This window comes from Pontixanthobacter luteolus, assembly GCF_009828095.1.
GTDB classification, from domain to species: Bacteria; Pseudomonadota; Alphaproteobacteria; order Sphingomonadales; family Sphingomonadaceae; genus Pontixanthobacter; species Pontixanthobacter luteolus.
Map to the genome: position 1 here is coordinate 864,024 of NZ_WTYP01000002.1, position 18,615 is coordinate 882,638.

The window sequence follows — 18,615 nt, forward strand, 5'->3', positions numbered from 1 at the left end:
CTAAACGATCTCCACGTCGGTTTTTTGCAAATTGGCGGAACTGCCGCCGGCAGAGAGGATCACCGGCCCCGGCTCGTTCACTTCCCGCATTTGGCGATTCCAGATTGTCAGCTGTTCCGGCGGGATGGCGAAGCTGACCGTCCGCGTCTCGCCGGGTTGCAGGGTGACTCGCTCGAAGCCTTTCAGCTCCAGGACGGGCCGCGTCACCGAAACATCGGTGCGCGTGATGTAAAGCTGGACGACCTCGTCGCCCGCGCGCGTGCCGGTATTGCGTACGTCTACTTCTGCGAGGATGGTTTCGTTCACGCCGTAACGGCGCTGTGCGGGTCGCGGTGCCGATATGTCGAATGTGGTGTAGGACAGCCCGTGCCCGAACGGGAAAAGCGGTCCCTTGTCATCGAACAGATAGCCGCGCCGCGCGCTTGGCTTGTGATTGTAGAAATAGGGGATCTGCCCCTCGTTCCGCACCACCGTCACCGGCAGTTTGGCACCCGGATTGATGTCGCCCAGCAACGCCTCGGCAACGGCGATGCCGCCTTCCTGACCCGGATACCAGCATTCGAGGATGGCATCGGCCTTGTCCACGACGTTGGGCCAGCTTGGCGGGCGGCCGTTATAGGCGGCAACGATCAGGGGTTTGCCCAGCGCGGCCAGGGCATCGACCAGTTCGTTCTGCTCACCAACCAGATCGATATCGGTCCGATCACCCAGGTGGTTCGTGGCGAAGCCTTCGCGGCTGGTTTGCTCGGTATCGCCGATCGCCAGGATGATCGTATCGGCGGTTTGCGCGATTTCGACAGCTTCCTCGATCAATTGCAGGTTCTTCGCCCGGTCGGCCAGATAGATCAGGTCCTGGGAGCGGTCTTCGCTAGTGGTGATGAAGACGCCCTGAGCGGTGACGAAGTCGGCATCCGGTGCGACCTGCCGCAAGCCCTCGATCAGGCTGATCGCCTGCTTCGGCACGCTGGAATACCCGCCGAGGCGCGCGATGGCGTGGTTGGGTCCGATTACTACCACGCGGCCCATGCTAGACCGGTCGAGCGGCAAGGTAGCGTCCCGGTTCGTCAACAGGCAGACGCCCTTGCGCGCAGCCTCCAACGCTAGAGTGCGCGCTTCTGCATTGCCGGTAATCCGGGCAGTCAGAGCGTTGTCGCCGAACGGGTTTTCGAACAGTCCAGCGCGGAACTTCAGTGCGAGCATGCGGGCGCACGCGGTATCGACCAGCGCTTCGGGAATTCGGCCCGCGCGTACTGCCTGCGTCACGGTTGCGTAGGCCATGCCTTCCGGCAATTCGCTGTCGACACCGGCCTGCAGCGATTGCAGCGCGGCGTCCTCCAGATCGTTTGCCACCTTGTGCAATGTCGCCAGCTCGTGGACCCCGCCATAATCGCTGACGATAACGCCGTCGAAGCCCCACTCGCCGCGCAAAATACTGCCCAGCAGCCAAGTGCTGGCATGGCTGGGCATACCGTCGATCTCGTTATAGCTGGGCATGACCGCGCCGACCGACGTGCGCTGCACGATTTCGCGGAACGGCGGGAAGAAATTCTCGCGCAGCTCGCGCTCCGACAATTGGGCGGGTGAGATGTTGTTGCCGGCCTCGGGCTGGCCGTGGCCGGTCATGTGTTTCAGCGTGGCAAAGACCTTGCCCTCGCGTAGCGTCTCGAACTTGCCGGGGCCTTGCAGTCCCTCGACGGCGGCTACGCCCATTTCTCCGACCAGATAGGGATCCTCCCCCCAGGTCTCCTCGATCCGGCCCCAGCGGGGATCGCGGACGATGTCGACCACTGGGCTGAGAACCAGCGGGACGCCGCGCGCCCGCACCTCGCGCGCTGTCAGCGACTGGACGCGGCGCATCAGGTCTAGATCGAAGCTGCCTGCCAATGCGATGGCCTGCGGGAACATGGTCGCCTCTGTCGCCATATAGCCGTGCAGGGATTCTTCGTGAAGCAGCACCGGGATACCCAGACGTGTGTCTTCCAGCGCCCAGCGTTGCAGCGCATTGATGAAATCGACTGTTTGTTCCGGCGTTCGCCAGCGGGCTGCCGTGCCGCCAGCTGCGCCGGAGATACCCGGCACGCCGCGCTTATCGCTGGGGCGGGTGACATGGCCGATGCCGTCGGGAAAGGCCGCGCTGGCCTTGGCCGGATTGAACGCCAGATCATCGATCATGTCGCCTTTTGCCGCCCAGGCAGTGCGGATTTGCGCGACTTTCTCCTCCAGCGTCATGCGGGCCATAAGATCGGCAACCCGCGCCGCGATCGGAGCGGAGGCGTTTTTATACAGCACGCCGCCTTGCGCGAAAGCTGCCGGAGCCTGCGCCACCGCGAGCGCCGACAGGCTGCCGCTTGCCAGCAGCTTGAGCGCGTCGCGGCGGTGGAGCGTCACGGGGTCACCGTAAGCTTGGCTTCCTGCAGGTCCTCCGAATTGGGGCCGACCATGATCGTGAAGTCACCCGGTTCGATGACCCTTTCCATGTCGCGGTTCCACATCATGAAGGAGCGCGGCTCGATTGCGATATCGACTTGCCGAGATTCGCCCGGTTGCAGGGTCACGCGCTGGAAACCAGCCAGTTCTTTGACCGGCCGCGTGACCGAGCTGATATCGTCGCGCAAATACACCTGCACCACTTCGTCACCGGCCATGCCGCCTGTATTGGTGACGGGAACGCGGACAGTCACGCCCGAGCCTGCGCTGATGCTGGAGGAGGACAGGGTAGGCGCCCCGATATCGAAGCTGGTGTAAGACAGGCCGTGTCCGAACGGAAAGAGCGGCGTGACCTCGGTAAAGAGATATCCGCGCCGCGCGCTCGGTTTGTAATTGTAGAAATTGGGCAACTGACCGACATTGCGCGCCGTCGTGACCGGCATTTTCCCGCCGGGGTTAACGCGTCCGAACAGCGCATCGGCAATCGCGGTTCCCTGCTGCTCGCCGGCATACCAGGTTTCCAGAATCGCATCGGCCTGCTCTGCCACTGCCGGATAGCTCGGCGGGCGGCCATTCACGAGAACCACGACGACGGGTTTGCCCAAGGCCTTCATCGCGGCAAACAGTTCGTTCTGCTCGCCAACCAGGTCGAGACTGGTCCGGTCGCCCAGATGGCCCGGAGCCCAGCCCTCACGGCTGGTCTTTTCCGTGTCGCCGATGAAAAGAACGATCGTGTCGGCATCCCGTGCCACTTCCACCGCTTCGGCAATGCGGCGACGATTTTCGGCCGGATCGCCCAATTCTACCGTGTCGTCCCACCAGTCATCGTCGCCCTTGGTGATTTCCACACCAAGCGAGGTCACGATATTGGCGCGGTCCCCGACCAGAGCGCGAATGCCCTCCAGGGGTGTCACACTGGCCCGCGGCTCGCCGTAATATCCGCCCAGCCGCGCAACGTCGGCGTTCGGACCGATCACCGCGATGGTGGGTTTCTCCGCACCAGCATCGGGAAAGGCGAGCGGGAGGACGCCGTCATTCTTGAGCAGGACGAGCGATTTGGCCGCGGCTTTGCGGGCCAGCGCCACGCCTTCCGGGCCGTTCGAGGTCTTGGCGAGAGCGAGGTCTGGCCACGGATTGTCGAACAGGCCCGCATTGAATTTCATCGTCAGGAAACGGCGTGTGGCGGTGTCGATGGCATCCATCGAGACACGGCCAGCCTTTGCGCTTTCCACGAGGTTCACGAAGCCGGCGCCCTCGGGCAGATCGACATCCACTCCCGAATTCAGAGCCAGTTCTGCCGCCGCCGTGTAGTCGGGCACGATCCGGTGCAACCGGGCCAGATCTTCGATGGCATAGTAATCCGATACCACCGCGCCCCGGAAACCCCACTCGCCGCGCAGCACGTCGTTTAGCAGCCAGCTGTTGGAATGGGACGGGATGCCGTCGATCTCGTTGTAGCTGGCCATCACCGCGTCGATGGCGGTGCGGGTCACGACCTGCTCGAAGGGCGGGAAGAACATTTCGCGCAAGGTGCGCTCGCTGATCTGGGCGGGGCCGACATTAGTGCCGCTTTCCGGTTGTCCGTGGCCCGTCATATGCTTCAGCGTGGCCATCACTTGGCCGTCTTTCAGGGTGCGCTCGGTGCCTTTGCCGGTCAGACCTTCGACCGATGCCACGCCCATTTCACCAACCAGATATGGGTCTTCGCCGAAAGTTTCCTCGATCCGGCCCCAGCGCGCATCACGCGCGACATCCACGACTGGGGAGAGAACCAGATGGACGCCGCGCGCACGCACCTCACCGGCAATCAGGTCGTTGATCTCGCGGACGAGATCGGGGTCCCAAGTGCTGGCAAGGCCGATGGATTGAGGGAAGGCGGTTGCATCCTTCGCCGCGAAACCGTGAAGCGATTCTTCGTGAAACAAAACGGGAATGCCGAGACGCGTTTCCTCCATCGCCCATTTCTGGGCATCGAGCACATACTGGATACTGTCTTCGATGCTGCGGCGCGGCACTTCGCGCGGGCTTGAGGGGCCGATCCTGTCGGAGGGGCGGGCGATTTGGCCGATCCCGTCGGGATATTTGGCTGCGGCCTTGGCCGGATCGAATACGTCGTCTTCGCCCTGAATGTCGCTTTTGCTGTCCCAGACGGTGATGATCTGCGCGACTTTCTCTTGCAGCGTCATGCGCGCAAGAAGGTCGTCCACGCGCTGCTCTACCGGCAGGTTCGCGTTCCAGTAGGGGGCATCCTGCATCGCTCGCTCTACCGCGATTTCCTGTGCCAACGCGGGCGCGATAGCCGTGACCTGAAGTGCCGCCAGGCACACCCCGAACGCGAGTGCGCTCCGCTTAACACGACCCATAGCCAAAATCCTCTCCCCTGCGCGCGGCTTGACTGCCCCGCCTTTTGTGGTAGCGCTACCATGATGAGAGGAAGAGGGCTTGTCAACCAGCTTGCGACATTGGTCGTAACGATCCTGACCTGCGTCTGGATGACTGTCCCAGCGTATGCCGAGGATGGCTATGACCTGTGGCTGCGCTACACCCTGCTATCGGGGGAAGAGGCCAACGCTGCACGCCCGTTTGTCGGTGGTTCGGTTCAGTTGCTGGCTGATCGCTCGGAGACGATTAACAGGGCTATTTCCGAGCTTGGGGAGGCTGGCGCGGCTATGACCGGGCTCAAGATTTCGCCGCATCCGCAACTCGTTCTGGCCCGAGCTGACCGCGTGGAATCGGGCAGTTATCTCGCCGAAATCCGACTGGTCGGAGCGCCCGAAGGTGCCTTTTCGATCCGGACAGCTCGCAATGGCAGGATCGCGATCACGGCCAATGACGATATCGGCTTGCTTTACGGTACATTCGCTCTGCTGCGCCACGTGCAAGCCACAGGCTCGAACGAGGGCGTCGAGCGATTTTCGGCCCCCGCCATGCCGCTGCGGATGCTCAATCACTGGGATAATCCCGATGGGCATGTCGAGCGCGGCTATGCCGGGCGCTCGATCTTCGACTGGTGGCACCTGCCCGAAAAGCTCGACCAGCGAATGATCGATTACGCCCGCGCCAATGCGTCCATCGGCATCAATGGGGCCGTCGTGAATAACGTCAATGCGCGTTCGTTCATGCTGGAGCCGCGCTATATCGCGAAGCTCAAGCGGCTGGCCGATGCGTGGCGGCCTTACGGGATCAGGGTGTATCTCTCCGCGCGTTTCAGCGCCCCTCGGGACATTGGCGGGCTGGATACTGCAGACCCGCTCGATCCCGCCGTGCGCGCCTGGTGGCAGGCGAAGGCGGACGAGATTTACGCCGCTATCCCTGATTTTGGCGGCTTTCTGGTCAAAGCCAACAGCGAGGGTCAGCCCGGCCCGCAGGATTACGGGCGAACCCATGCCGATGGCGCCAATATGCTTGCAGAGGCTCTTGGCCCGCGCGGGACCGTGATCTGGCGGGCCTTTGTCTATTCGGCTGAAGACGAGACCGACCGGGCCAAGCAGGCCTATGCTGAATTCGTGCCGCTCGACGGGCAGTTTGCCGACAATGTGATCGTGCAGGTCAAGAACGGTCCGATTGATTTCCAGCCGCGCGAACCCTTCCACCCTATTTTCGGCGCGATGCCGAACACGCGCCTGATGCTCGAAGCGCAGATTACCAAGGAGTATCTGGGTTTCGCCAGCCATCTCGCCTTCCTCGCACCCATGTGGAAGGAAGTGCTGGACGCAGAAACGGGCCGGATGGGCAGTGTGGCGCAGGTAGTGGCACCTGCCGGATTGGCAGGGGTGGCAAACACCGGATCGGACAGGAACTGGACGGGTTCGCATTTTGACCAGGCAAACTGGTATGCCTTTGGCCGTCTTGCGTGGAATCCGTCGCTGGATAGCGAGACGATCGCCCGGGAATGGGCGGCACAGACATTCACGCGTCACCCGGCCAGTATCGACCGGATCGCCAATATCATGCTTGGCAGCCGCGAAACCGTGGCGCGGTACATGACGCCGATGGGTCTCGCACACCTGATGGATACCGGCCACCATTACGGGCCTGCCCCATGGGTTTGCGATCTGCCACGGCCTGAATGGAACCCATGCTATTATCACCGGGCAGACGAGCAGGGCATTGGCTTCGACAGGACAGTGTCAGGCTCCGACGCGCTTTCCCAGTACCATCCGTCCGTAGCCAGTCAATGGGCCGATCCAGCGCAAATCGATCCCCGCTTCCTGCTCTGGTTCCACCGCGTGGACTGGAACGAGCGCCTGCCATCCGGACGTACGCTGTGGGAAGAACTGGTCGGGCGGTACGACAGAGGCATCGCGGAGGTTGACGCGATGACCGCCTCTTGGGCGTTGCTGGAGGATGTCATCGATCCGGGCCGGTTTCGCGACGTGAGCCAGAACCTTGCGATCCAGCAGGCCGAGGCGCGTTGGTGGCGCGGCACCTCTCTTGCCTATTGGCAATCGCTGAACAACCTACCCCTGCCTGAGGGAGCGCAACCCGTGCCCGACACGCTAGGCGAATATCGCGCACGACGCTTTCCAGAGGCTCCGGGCCAATGATGGTACTTGCTGATAACGCAACCATGGCGTTATGGCCGTGATCATGAGTGCACCCGAAGAGACCGTAAAGGCCGAGCGCAAGCGCGCTGCCCGCCGCAAGAACGCAGCCCCCACGATTGCCGATGTGGCGCACGAGGCGAAGTGTTCCCCCATGACGGTCAGCCGCGTGATCAATGGCGAAACCAATGTGCGCGACGGTACACGCCTGCAAGTCCTCACCGCGATCGAGAAACTGAAATACATACCCAACCGTGCAGCCCGCTCGCTTGCCGGCGGCGCACAGCTCAGGATTGCGCTCCTGTTCGACAACCCATCGGCGTCCTATCTCAGCGAGTTCCTGATGGGCGCGCTGGAAGAAGCTAGCCGGCGCGACATCCACCTGCTCGTGCAGAGCTGCGAGATTTCACGGGAGAGCGAGGAGATGATCCGCAATCTGGTCGATGGCGGTATCGAGGGATTCATCCTTCCCCCGCCGCTGTGCGACGATCAGGCTGTGCTGGACCAGATCAGCGCGTCGGGCGGGATTGCCGTCGCCGTAGGACCGGGCCGTGCCGAAGGGTCGCACGGGGCGGTCCTGATCGATGAATACCAGGCTGCCTTCGACATGACGCGGCACATCATCGGCCTTGGTCACGAACGGATCGGCTTTATCGTCGGAAACCCCGAACAAGTGGCTAGCGGGCAGCGTTTGCAAGGGTTCCGTTCGGCGATGGAGGATGCTCAGCTCGAGATCAGCGACGACCTGATCGCGCAAGGGCAGTTCACGTACCGTTCGGGCATGGTGGCAGCGGAGAAATTGCTTGGCCTGGAGAACAGGCCGACGGCCATCTTTGCATCGAACGACGATATGGCGGCGGCTGCGGTGGCGATGGCGCACCGGCGGCACCTGGACGTGCCCAACGACATCACGGTGTGCGGGTTCGACGATACTGAACTTGCCAGTTCCATCTGGCCGGAATTGACCACCATTCGCCAGCCAATCCGCGAAATGACCGCGCAGGCCGTGTCCATGATCGCCAAGGTCTACAAGCTGCGCCCGCGAACGAAACGCATGCCGGCAGAGAAAATGACGCTGCCTTACAAGCTGATCCGGCGCAATTCCGATGCAGGGCCTAGCCTCATTTCATCTTTCAAGAAACTGGCACCAGAAAAATGACGCAAAGCTTTGGCGGGCGCCGGCTCCGTTCCCGCGACTGGTTCGACAATCCGGACAGGATGGACATGACTGCGCTCTATCTGGAGCGATTCATGAATTATGGCATCACACCGGAAGAATTGCGCAGCGGCAAGCCGATCATTGGCATCGCGCAATCGGGCAGCGACCTGTCGCCCTGCAACCGGATCCACATCGAGCTTGCCAAGCGGACCCGCGACGGCATCCGCGATGCGGGCGGCATTCCCATAGAATTCCCGGTCCATCCGATCTTCGAAAACTGCCGGCGGCCGACGGCTGCGCTGGACCGCAACCTGCTCTATCTCGGGCTGGTAGAATTGCTGAACGGCTATCCGATTGACGGCGTCGTTCTGACCACCGGTTGCGACAAGACTACGCCCAGCCAGATCATGGCCGCCAGCACGGTCGACATTCCGGCCATCGTTCTTTCCGGCGGCCCGATGCTGGACGGCTGGCACGAAGGCGAACTGGTCGGATCGGGCACGGTCATCTGGCGCAGCAGGCGTAAACTGGCCGCTGGCGAGATAGACGAGGAAGAGTTTCTGGAGCGTGCGACCGGCAGCGCGCCGAGCGCGGGCCATTGCAATTCGATGGGCACGGCCAGCACGATGAACGCCGTCGCAGAAGCGCTCGGCCTGTCGCTGACCGGCTGTGCGGCCATTCCCGCACCGTATCGCGAGCGGGGCCAGATGGCCTTTCGCACGGGGCAACGGATCGTCGAAATGGTGCGCGACGATGTGAAACCATCCGACATCCTGACGCGCGAAGCCTTTGAAAATGCCGTATCGGTGGTCAGCGTGATCGGCGGTTCCTCCAACGCTCAGCCGCATATTCAGGCGATGGCCGCACACGCGGGCGTCGAACTGGAAACGGGCGTTTGGCAGACCCACGGCTATGACCTGCCACTGCTCGTCAATATGCAGCCGGCGGGCGAGTATCTCGGCGAGCGATTCCACCGTGCAGGCGGGGTTCCGTCGGCGATGTGGGAATTGCTATCGAGCGGCAAGCTACACGGTGATTGCTTGACGTGCACAGGCAAGACGATGGCTGAAAACCTGGACGGCCGCGAAAGTCGCGACCGGGAAATGATCAGGACCTTCGATGATCCTCTGATGACCAACGCGGGTTTCATGGTGCTGTCCGGCAATCTGTTCGATTTCGGCATCCTGAAGACGTCAGTCATCAGCGAAGAATTTCGCGCCCGCTACCTTTCGCGTCCGGACGAAGAAGGCGTGTTCGAGGCGCGTGCGATCGTTTTCGACGGGTCTGACGACTACCATCACCGCATCAATGATCCGTCGCTGCAGATCGACGAGGACTGCATATTGGTGATCCGCAGCTCCGGCGTGATCGGCTGGCCGGGGAGCGCCGAAGTCGTCAATATGCAGCCGCCAGATGCGCTGATCCGCGAAGGGACGCAGTGGCTGCCCACGCTCGGCGACGGGCGGCAATCGGGGACGAGCGACAGCCCGTCCATCCTGAATGTCTCGCCCGAAAGCGCAGTGGGCGGGGGCCTGTCTTGGCTGCGCACCGGCGACACCATCCGGGTCAATCTGAATGAGGGCACTTGCAACGCAGTGGTCGAGCAGGCCGAAATCGACCGGCGCCAATCCGAGGAGCCTGCGCCAGAATATCCCGAAAGCAACACCCCCTGGGAAGAGCTGTTCCGCGAGAAGACCGGGCAGTTGGGCGAAGGAGGCGTGATGGATTTCGCGCTCAAATATCGCGGCACCAGCCGGAAGTTGCCGCGTCACAACCACTGAGCGGATCGCAGCATAGCAAGCAACCGGCGACCGGCGACTGCGGCTTCGTAGCAATCAGTCGCCTTGGGTTATGGCGAGTTCGAAGCCGGGTACCGGCATACCGCGCGCATCGTAAAGATTGACGACCGGCGCATCGGCCCACGCATGGCGCACGCGCTGCGCCTGAAAACCGGCGGGGACAGGGATTGACATCGTCTGCCCACTCAACACCGGGCTGGCCCAGCGGCACGTGTCCCGTTCAGCGCCGCAAAGCTCTATGCCCAGCGGGTAGGGTCCGCCCAGTGCGGCGAGATCGCCGCTGAGGCCGGTAAAGGTAACCTCTACCGCTTCGCCCCGACGCACAGCCGCCGCTGGCATGGGCATCGCTGCTCCGGCGAAGGCATGGGCCAGACGCTTGCCGAGAACGTTCTTGTTGGCCGGGTGGATGTCGGTCGGCTCGCCGATGTCGATAGCTGTTACAAGAATGGCATCGGCATCGGCTTCGACACCGTCCAACTGGTCCTGCCGCAGTTGCGCCCAGGCCGATTCTGCAGGCTGCGCGCGGCGCTCTCCGAAATCGGCCAGTTGCACGACCATCATCTTCATCTGCGGCCCGAACTGATCGCGCCAGCCAGCGAACAGCTCTCGCAATTTCTCGTCATAGTCCGGCTGCCCGACATCGGCTTCGCCCTGATACCAGGCCGCGCCTGCCAGACGCATCGGGCCAAGGGGGGCAATCATGGCATTATGCATCACGCCAAGCCCGGCATTGGCATCCCATGGCGCGCGCGGGGGGACGCCGGTTACCCCTGAAACCGAGTATTCCCAAGCGGGCCCCAGCGGCACCTTTTCGCCGCGGTCCGATGTGAAGAAGAGCCGATCAGGCCCTGCGAAAAACCCGCCGGTGTCCCACATATTATTGGCCGCAATCAGGATCTCGTTGTCGCCCTTGCGCAGATATTCGGCCGGCACGTCATACGTCCGCTCCACGCCCCAACCAAAGGTATAGCCGACCGGCTGGCCATTGACGAAGGTAAGGTCCATGTCGTCGATCGCGCCGATCGACAGCTTGCCCTGCGACGCCGCCTGTTTGGCTGTCAGCGTGATGGTCTGGCGCAGCCACACATTTGCCCGGGCCTCGGTATCCAGCCCCGTGCCCGTCCAATCGTTCCAGAAAGAGAATTTCGGGATCGGCTGCCAGTCAAGGATCGAGGAGTCGGCCCACGGTTCACGCCCTTCATCCTTTTCCCGCCACCAGTCATACCACTGCGGCACAAACCGCTGCGTCGCTGCGAGCGGATCGTTTGAATACGCGCGCAATTGTTCTAGCGCCTCCGCGCCATACAGAGCCTTTACACCTTCGGGCGCGAGCCAGGCACGCGCAGCGCTGCCACCCCAGTTCGAATGTATCAGTCCGACGGGCACGGCGGGATTATCCAACCGCAACTGCTTCGCCATGTAGAAACACGCCGCTGAAAACTCGCCGACTGTGTCACGGCTGGCAGCGTTCCATTGGACGGGCTCTGTAAAGTGTGTCTGCGGCACGGATGCCGTAGTCTGACCGACCTTGAACAGGCGGATCCCGTCATCGGCCGCCATCCGCAGCTGGTTCGACGTATCCAGAGCCCGATTGACCGGCAATTCCATGTTCGATTGCCCGGAACACAGGAAGACGTCGCCCACCAGAATATTGCGCAGCTCGGTGCTGCCTGCGGGGTCACTCAGAAAGAGCGTCTTCGCTTGTGTAGAAGCTGGACGTGCGGGCAGGGTCAGCCTGAATGTGCCGTCGGGATTGGCCGTTGTCTGGCCTGTCGCATCGCCCATGCGCGCGGTGACGGTCTCGCCTGCCTCTGCGCTGCCTTCCAGAACCACGGGCACATCGCGCTGCAGCACCATGCCATCCCCGTATGCGGGGCCGAGCGTTGGTGCGGCCATCGCCACCACCGGTGCGAAAAAGGCGATCCCCGCAAAGGCCATTGCCCGGCGCATCACAGCTTTGCCCGCGCCTGGTCGAAACCGGCGACTGGCGCATCGAAGGCGAACAGGCTGCCTGCTTGCGGATACTCTGCCATGTCCGCCGCCCCCATGTTCTTGATTGCGCTGGTCACATAGGCCGTGCGTAGGTCGACGCCGCCAAAGGCCATCTTGGTGATATCCCGTGCAGGCATTTCAATCGTCTGGTCCAGCTTTCCGTCGGGCGTGAAGCGTGCGACCTGGCTTCCCAGATACAGCCCGGTCCACACATGGTCTTCGGCATCGACGACCGGACCGTCGGGATAGGCATCGGGGAACAGCGCCCCTGTATCGGCAAAAGGTCTGGCTTCGCCCACGCCGGCAGCCGTCAGGTCAGCCACCATGATTTTCTGGGCTGTCGTGTCGGTGAAATAGATCCGGTCGCCTTGCGCATTGACGGCGGGGCCATTGGTGATGGTGATACCGGATGGCCCGGCCGCGCGGATGTCCCCTTGGTCGTAGACGTAAAATTTGCCGGATGCGTTCTGTTCTGAATCGTCCATCGAGCCGAACCAGACCCGGCCCCACGGGTCGGTGCAGGCATCGTTGAGGCGGTTGGTGGCAGGTTCACCCGGGACCGGGCCAATCTTATCAAAAACCTCTGTTTCCGGATCGAACGTGTAGAGCCCGTCTTTCAGGCCGCATAGCAGGAGGCCGTTTTCCGCAGGGATTGCCCAGCCGATCTGGGCAGGGGCCTCGCTGTGGGTATTGCTGCCCGTGGCCGGGTCATAATGCCACAATCTGTTGCGCTTGATATCGACGAACCAGACGATCTGGCGTGCCGTATCCCACAACACGCCTTCGCCCAGCTTTGTATCGGCGGATAATACCTGTCGGACCTGCATCTTTATCTCCAGCCAGCGTCGACCCAGTAATTGTGGGCGGTGCAAAAACGCGCATCATCGGATGCGAGGAACAAGGCCATGGCGGCGATATCGGCAGGCTGTATCCTCCCATCCAGACACTGGGCGGCGACAATTTTTGCCTCCTCGTCCGGGGAATACCACTGCATCTGGCGGGGGGTTTTCACGTTGCCGGGGATGATCGTGTTGACGCGGATCTTCTGGCGGCCCAGTTCGCGCGCCATGCTGCGCGTCAGGCCTTCGATGGCAGCCTTTGCGGTCTGGTAGACAACCAGATCTTCGAGGCCGAGATGCCAGCTGATCGACCCCATATTGATGATCGAGCCTCCACCGGCACCGCGCATCGCGCCGAGCACGGCTTTCGCAGCGAAGAACTGGTGTTTCAAATTCACCGCCATGCGGGAATCCCAATATTCGGGAGTGGTGTCCTCCAGCGAATGGCGATCATCGCTCGCAGCGTTGTTGATCAGCACGTCGCAGCCGCCCAGCTGCTCGATCATCAGGGCGATTTTCTCGCCGTAGTCGTCGCAGTCCGTCACATCGCAAGTGTGGAAGATGGGTGCGATGGCCGCATCAGCCAATCGCGCTGCCAGTTCCTCGCCCGGTTCAGCCTGGATATCGACAAAGGCGACAGCGGCCCCCTGCAGGGCGAAAGCCTCGACGAACGCCTCTCCTATCCCGGAGCCTCCGCCGCTGATAATGACTTTCCGGCCCGACAGGCTCGGGTAGAGCGCGCCGTGCGCGGCTGCTTCGCCATCTTGCGGCATCGAATTTTCCCCCATCCCATTCGTATTGTGCGCTGGATGCGCCGTTATTGTATCCGTCAAATCTTGTCGATCAGACCTCGGCCTATCAGGTTTCTTGCAAATTCTCCGAAGCCCATTTCCCATGCCGGGGCATCGCGCGACGTGGTCACGGTGTTTCTGAGGGTGCCGATCCGATCCGAGTGGATCGTCACGACATCGCCGATCTTGTGCGTGAAGCCCGCGCCGGGCTCATCTCTGTCTTGCGTAGGAGCAAAAAGGGTGCCGCAAAACAGCACGAACCCGTCGGGATAATGATGTTCCGACAGGCACTGACCGACCAGACCCAGTGGATCGCGGCTAATCTGGGTCATGTCGTTGCGGCCTTCGAGCAGGTACCCCTCCGGCCCTTCGATCGTCAGGCCGACATTGGCCGCGCGCACATCGTCCAGCGTGAACTCGTCGTCGAACAGGCGGATGAATGGTCCGATGGCGCAGCTGGCCGTATTGTCTTTCGCCTTTGACAGCAGAAGGGCTGAGCGCCCTTCGAAATCGCGCAGATTGACGTCGTTGCCAAGCGTTGCCCCCAGAACATCGCCATCGGAATTGCAAACAAGCACCACTTCCGGTTCAGGATTGTTCCAGCTGGAGTCCGATCGCACCCCGATCTGGGCGCCGTGCCCTACGGAGGACAGGACAGGCGATTTGGAGAAAATTTCCGCATCCGGACCGATCGCGACTTCGAGATATTGCGACCACATGCCCTGTTCGATGAGGGCGGACTTCAGCCCGGCGGCGGCATCGCTGCCCGGCACGACGGAGCGAATTCCGGAGCCGATCTTTTCCTCCAGCAGGCCGCGTATCTCCGATGCCTTGGCCGCATCGCCCATCGCCCGCTCCTCGATCACGCGTTCGATGGCGGAAAGCGCAAAAGTAACGCCGCTTGCCTTGATGCATTGCAGGTCGATCGGGGAAAGCAGCCGCCACCCGGTGGGCAAACCGTCCGCAGCCGGACCGATGGCGTTCCCGCCGCTGAGCATCCCGCGTTCTATCGCACCGGACACTGTTGCCGCCACGGGGGTCAGGTCGTGCAATATGCCGTTTTCGATCGTGACCACGCATGGGCCGCCCGGCGACTGGACGCGGCCGATGAATGTGCCGCGCAGATAATCCGCCGGCAGGCTGTCCAGAATCTCATCGGCCATATCTGCGCTCTTGCCCTCTCCACTGATAGCGCTACCATAGGCATCATGAACGGGCGGAACAAGCCCGAATTGGAAGCGGTGCTACTACAAAAAGTTATGACGGGGATGGCATGCTGAAATCAATTGCAACGGGCGGGGCTTTGGCTCTCGCGTCCTTTTCGCAAGCTGTGCTTGCCGGTTCGACTGCCACGATCGATTATGTCGAATACGCTGCAGTCGATGCGCCAACAGACACTACCTCGCACGCCGGGGGCGGCGCGGATGCTGCCGCGATGCTGGCTCGCGACACGTTTCGCAACCCGGCGCTGCCCGGCTTCCATCCCGACCCGTCGATCGTGCGGGTTGGCGATGATTTCTACACTGTAACGTCCACCTTCAGCTGGTTTCCCGGCCTGCCGATTCTGCACAGCAAAGACCTCGTTAATTGGCTTATGATCGGCAATGCGATAGACCGTCCCGGTCAAGTCGACTTTTCCGGTCTCGGTACCAATCGCGGGCTGTTTGCTCCTGCAATTACCTACCAGGACGGCATATTCTGGATCCTGAATACCTGCATCGAATGCGGTGACAATTTCGTCATCACGGCAACCGATCCGGCTGGCCCGTGGAGCGATCCGGTGTGGCTCGACTTTGGCGGAATCGATCCTTCGCTCTATTTCGCCGAAGATGGCACAGCGTGGATTACCTATAACGATGCGCCTCCCGGGCCTCCGCGATACGAAGGGCACCGGGCCATCTGGATGCAGCAATTCGACCCGGGCACTATGCAGGTGATGGCAGAGCGGACCCTGCTGGTGGATGGCGGGGTGAATCCTTCCGAAAATCCGATCTGGGCCGAGGGGCCGCACATCTACAAAGTGGCTGGCTGGTATTACCTGCTGACTGCCGAAGGCGGAACGGCAGACCAGCATTCGCAGACGATATACCGATCGAGGGACCTTCAGGGACCGTATGAGCCGGGCCCCTTCAACCCTATCCTGACCCAGCGCGACTTGCCGGCTGACCGGCCGGACAGGGTGGAGGCGACAGGTCACGCCGACATCGTGCAGCTGGATGATGGCAGCTGGTGGGGCGTATTCCTTGCGACCCGGCCTTTTGCGGGACAATCGACCTTGCTGGGGCGCGAGACATTTCTCCTGCCGCTGGAATGGCAGGATGGCTGGCCGCGTTTTCTGGATCGGGGGGAAGCCGTTCCGATGCAGTTGGCCCGTCCGAATTTGCCGCGTGATCAGCCTGTCGATCACTCGTCATGGAGAGAGGATTTCGAGGCCCCGCTTTCGGACGAATGGATCGGGCTGCGCACACCGGGAACGGACCAGCAGCTGGCAGTTGCTACGGGGGAGGGCGTGCTGCAATTGGTAGCGGGATCCGCCGCCGCGGGAAGCCTGGGCAAACCGGCATTTACCGGGCGCCGATTGCGGCATCATTCGGCAGACATCGTCACGCGGGTCGATTTCGATCCGTCGCGCCCCGAAGAATTCGCCGGCCTGCTGGCCTTCATGGACGAAAACCATTTTCTGGCCGTGGGTAAGGAGCAGGGCAAGCTCGTCGCCCGCCTGCGAACGGACGCCGCCCAGCCTGAGACAGGTGAGGTGGTTGCCGTGCACTCACTGCGGACGAACGGCCCGGTCGAACTGCGGATTGCGCTGCGGGCGGGATCGGCCCAGCTGTCGTGGCGCGAGGCGGACACTGACCGGTGGCAGATGCTGGGGGGCCAGATCAATGTCGAACCGCTTGCGTCCATCCATGCCGGGCTCTTTACCGGGCTCGTCGTCGGCCCATACGCATATGCGCCGGACTAGCCGGATCTAATCCTCTACCTCCAGGCCCAGGGACTCCCGCATCCCCGGCAGCCATTCGCCGGACTTGCGGTCGAAGAACGGGAAGGTGTTTGAATAGGCCCAGACACACATGCCGATGCCGGTCGGCGCGAAAGCATCGGTGATCGTTCGGTGATATGCGGCCCGGTCTTCCAACGGGATATGCAAGTCGTATGCTCCGACTTCCCCCATGAAGGGCGTCTTGCCAGTGCGGTCGATAAAGGCTTCCACCGCCAGAACATCGTTGGCCAGCTTGGCAGCGTCTGCGTGGGTGGGGAAGGTGCGCCCCGCCGGCGGCATGTCGGGTGCGGTCCAGCTTGCTCCCTGATGGGTGTACTGGAACGGGTCGTAATAATGGAAGGTGGCATGGATATTGGCATCGTCCGGCAGCGGCAGGGTTTCGAGCGATGCGATCCCGCTCCAGTTTTCGCCGCCGATGATGACCGCGCGCGTGGGATGCAGGGCGCGAACGGCCTCCAGCGCGGGCGTCAGCGTGGAAATCAGGTTGGAATGATCGAACACATTGTGCGGCTCGTTTTCCAGCTCGAACCACAATGAGTCTTCGGGATACCCGGCGAAGCGCTGCGCGATCTGCTGCCACACGCCGCCGTGCCAGTCGGCCACGCCGAGCGGATCGTCGTGGATCGGGTCGAAGTGGTGGCTGTTTAGGATAACATTGAGATCTGCCTTCAGCGCCCAGTCGACGATCTGCTGCACCCGGTTCATCCAGCCGGGATCGACCGTGTAAGGCGGGGTGCTTTGCGATTTGTTGTGCCAGCGCACGGGAATGCGGATCGTATCGAAACCGGCTGCCGCAATGCGCTCCATATCCTGCTTAGTCGCAGGCGCTCCGCCCCAGCTTCCTTCTTGCTCAGGCTCCAGCGTGTTGCCCAGATTGACGCAGGTACCGACCGGCAAGGGGGGCTGTTTCTTCGGCGTGGCCGCCGCGTCATGGGTAGTTGCGGATACTGCAGTGGACATGGTCACAGCGGCCAAAGCTGTCGCCGCGATCATAGACACTGTGGTCTTCCCTGCAATCCGTGAAAATCCAGTCATCGAAACCTCCTTTTATGGTGATGAAAGCACCTGCAAGATAAAGCGGCGCATCTGTTCGTCCCGCTCCGGCGATGCCGGGCCGTTGACGCCCCGTGCATGCGTGGGAATGTGGTCTGCCGCACCAGCTGCCTCTTCGCCGAACACGAAATGATCGAACCATGTGCGCCATGCTTTGCGCTGGGGGGCGGGCTGGTCCCGGATGGCCAGCATGGCATGCACGAGCGCCAGGAATCCGCCGCCGCGCTGCGCGTCGTTATGCCAATAATTGATTAGCAGATTGATCGGCGCACTGGCCGCGACATGATGCCACCACAAGGTAGGGACATAGATCGCATCGCCCGGTTCCAGATCGGCGAAAAGCGCCTTTTCCTCGGCATCGCGATATTTCGGAAATCGATCGTGGTCCGGGGCCAATGGATCGACGAGGCTCACCGGCTGCCCGGCCAGCGTGATGTTGAGCGGCCCGACATAGAGGTCGGGCGTGGCATCGGGCGGAAACAGGGTGAAGCGCCGCTTGCCCACGGCGACCACGGCGAAATTGTCCGACAGGTCGAAATGGGTCGCAACCTGTGTAGCGTTGCCGAGCCATATCCGCGGGACTGCTCCCATGGCTTTGACCAGCGGGAGGGGATTTTCCTGCGCCAGTGCCGGAACGTGGGCAGCTATATCGCTGGCACCCGCATAGATGCCGATCGAATTTTCGTCCTCCGCAATCTGCCGCAAATGCCGGGCCAGATCGGCGAGGCTGGCCTTCTCGCGGCGAAAGTTGAAGCCGCGCATGTCTTCGCCGTAGAAAAAACGCCCCTTTGCGCTTTGCGGCGCTACCATGATGTCCGCAGGTGCGCCCGTATCGAAGCGTTCGATCATCGTTAGTGCGGCTGCGGGATCGTCCTTGCCGGCCTGGGCGATCGGCCAGTCGCTCGCCAGCCCGCGGATGACGAATGGCCTGAAAGCCGGACGAAATTCAGCCTCGAAAACGTCCGCATTGCAAACCGGAATTTCGTCGACTGGATTCATTTCGCGCT

The 18,615-nt window shown here is 62.2% G+C and carries 12 protein-coding genes; 4 read left to right on the forward strand and 8 right to left on the reverse strand.

Features of this window, described 5'->3' with window-relative positions; all coding sequences use genetic code 11:
* Together GRI43_RS12655 and GRI43_RS12660 are read right to left on the reverse strand one after the other, a co-directional pair.
* Entirely contained in the window at window positions 1-2,388 is a 2,388-nt protein-coding gene (locus GRI43_RS12655; RefSeq protein ID WP_160731443.1) for a glycoside hydrolase family 3 N-terminal domain-containing protein, read from the reverse strand.
* Complete coding sequence (locus tag GRI43_RS12660) at window positions 2,385-4,790, reverse strand: glycoside hydrolase family 3 N-terminal domain-containing protein (protein WP_160731444.1); 2,406 nt, start codon at window positions 4,788-4,790, stop codon at window positions 2,385-2,387. Before GRI43_RS12660 ends, GRI43_RS12655 begins: the two co-directional genes overlap by 4 nt.
* Window positions 4,791-4,919: 129 nt before the next feature.
* Here GRI43_RS12660 and GRI43_RS12665 point away from each other — a divergent pair, with 129 nt between their 5' ends.
* From GRI43_RS12665 to GRI43_RS12675, 3 genes are read left to right on the forward strand one after another with little or no spacing between them, the layout of a single operon-like run.
* On the forward strand, window positions 4,920-6,974 hold the full coding sequence (locus GRI43_RS12665) for an alpha-glucuronidase family glycosyl hydrolase (RefSeq protein ID WP_235903753.1): 2,055 nt from the start codon (window positions 4,920-4,922) through the stop codon (window positions 6,972-6,974).
* Between the two features lie 43 nt (window positions 6,975-7,017).
* The gene (locus GRI43_RS12670) at window positions 7,018-8,130 is read left to right on the forward strand and encodes a LacI family DNA-binding transcriptional regulator (RefSeq protein ID WP_160731446.1); all 1,113 of its coding nucleotides are present in this window, start codon (window positions 7,018-7,020) and stop codon (window positions 8,128-8,130) included.
* On the forward strand, window positions 8,127-9,911 hold the full coding sequence (locus tag GRI43_RS12675; protein ID WP_160731447.1) for an IlvD/Edd family dehydratase: 1,785 nt from the start codon (window positions 8,127-8,129) through the stop codon (window positions 9,909-9,911). Before GRI43_RS12670 ends, GRI43_RS12675 begins: the two co-directional genes overlap by 4 nt.
* A gap of 54 nt (window positions 9,912-9,965) precedes the next feature.
* On the opposite strand, the gene GRI43_RS12680 is transcribed toward GRI43_RS12675, so the two are convergent.
* The 4 genes from GRI43_RS12680 to GRI43_RS12695 are packed head-to-tail and all read right to left on the reverse strand — an operon-like array spanning window position 9,966 to window position 14,714.
* Window positions 9,966-11,825 (reverse strand): sialate O-acetylesterase, encoded by a 1,860-nt coding sequence (locus GRI43_RS12680; protein WP_235903754.1) that lies wholly within the window; start codon window positions 11,823-11,825, stop codon window positions 9,966-9,968.
* 53 nt (window positions 11,826-11,878) lie between these two features.
* Window positions 11,879-12,748 (reverse strand): SMP-30/gluconolactonase/LRE family protein, encoded by an 870-nt coding sequence (locus GRI43_RS12685; RefSeq protein ID WP_160731448.1) that lies wholly within the window; start codon window positions 12,746-12,748, stop codon window positions 11,879-11,881.
* 2 nt (window positions 12,749-12,750) lie between these two features.
* On the reverse strand, window positions 12,751-13,533 hold the full coding sequence (gene xylB, locus GRI43_RS12690; RefSeq protein WP_160731449.1) for a D-xylose 1-dehydrogenase: 783 nt from the start codon (window positions 13,531-13,533) through the stop codon (window positions 12,751-12,753).
* A gap of 56 nt (window positions 13,534-13,589) precedes the next feature.
* Window positions 13,590-14,714, reverse strand: a complete 1,125-nt coding sequence (locus GRI43_RS12695; protein WP_160731450.1) for a fumarylacetoacetate hydrolase family protein — start codon at window positions 14,712-14,714, stop codon at window positions 13,590-13,592.
* A gap of 110 nt (window positions 14,715-14,824) precedes the next feature.
* Between GRI43_RS12695 and GRI43_RS12700 the strand changes: the two genes are divergently transcribed.
* The gene (locus GRI43_RS12700) at window positions 14,825-16,516 is read left to right on the forward strand and encodes a glycoside hydrolase family 43 protein (RefSeq protein WP_160731451.1); all 1,692 of its coding nucleotides are present in this window, start codon (window positions 14,825-14,827) and stop codon (window positions 16,514-16,516) included.
* A 6-nt stretch (window positions 16,517-16,522) separates the two neighbouring features.
* On the opposite strand, the gene GRI43_RS12705 is transcribed toward GRI43_RS12700, so the two are convergent.
* Both GRI43_RS12705 and GRI43_RS12710 read right to left on the reverse strand, forming a co-directional pair.
* Entirely contained in the window at window positions 16,523-17,590 is a 1,068-nt protein-coding gene (locus GRI43_RS12705; protein ID WP_235903755.1) for a glycoside hydrolase family 5 protein, read from the reverse strand.
* Window positions 17,591-17,602: 12 nt separating this feature from the next.
* A complete protein-coding gene (locus tag GRI43_RS12710; protein ID WP_160731452.1) occupies window positions 17,603-18,607 on the reverse strand; it encodes a cupin-like domain-containing protein in 1,005 nt (334 codons plus the stop codon).
* Window positions 18,608-18,615 lie beyond the last annotated feature (8 nt).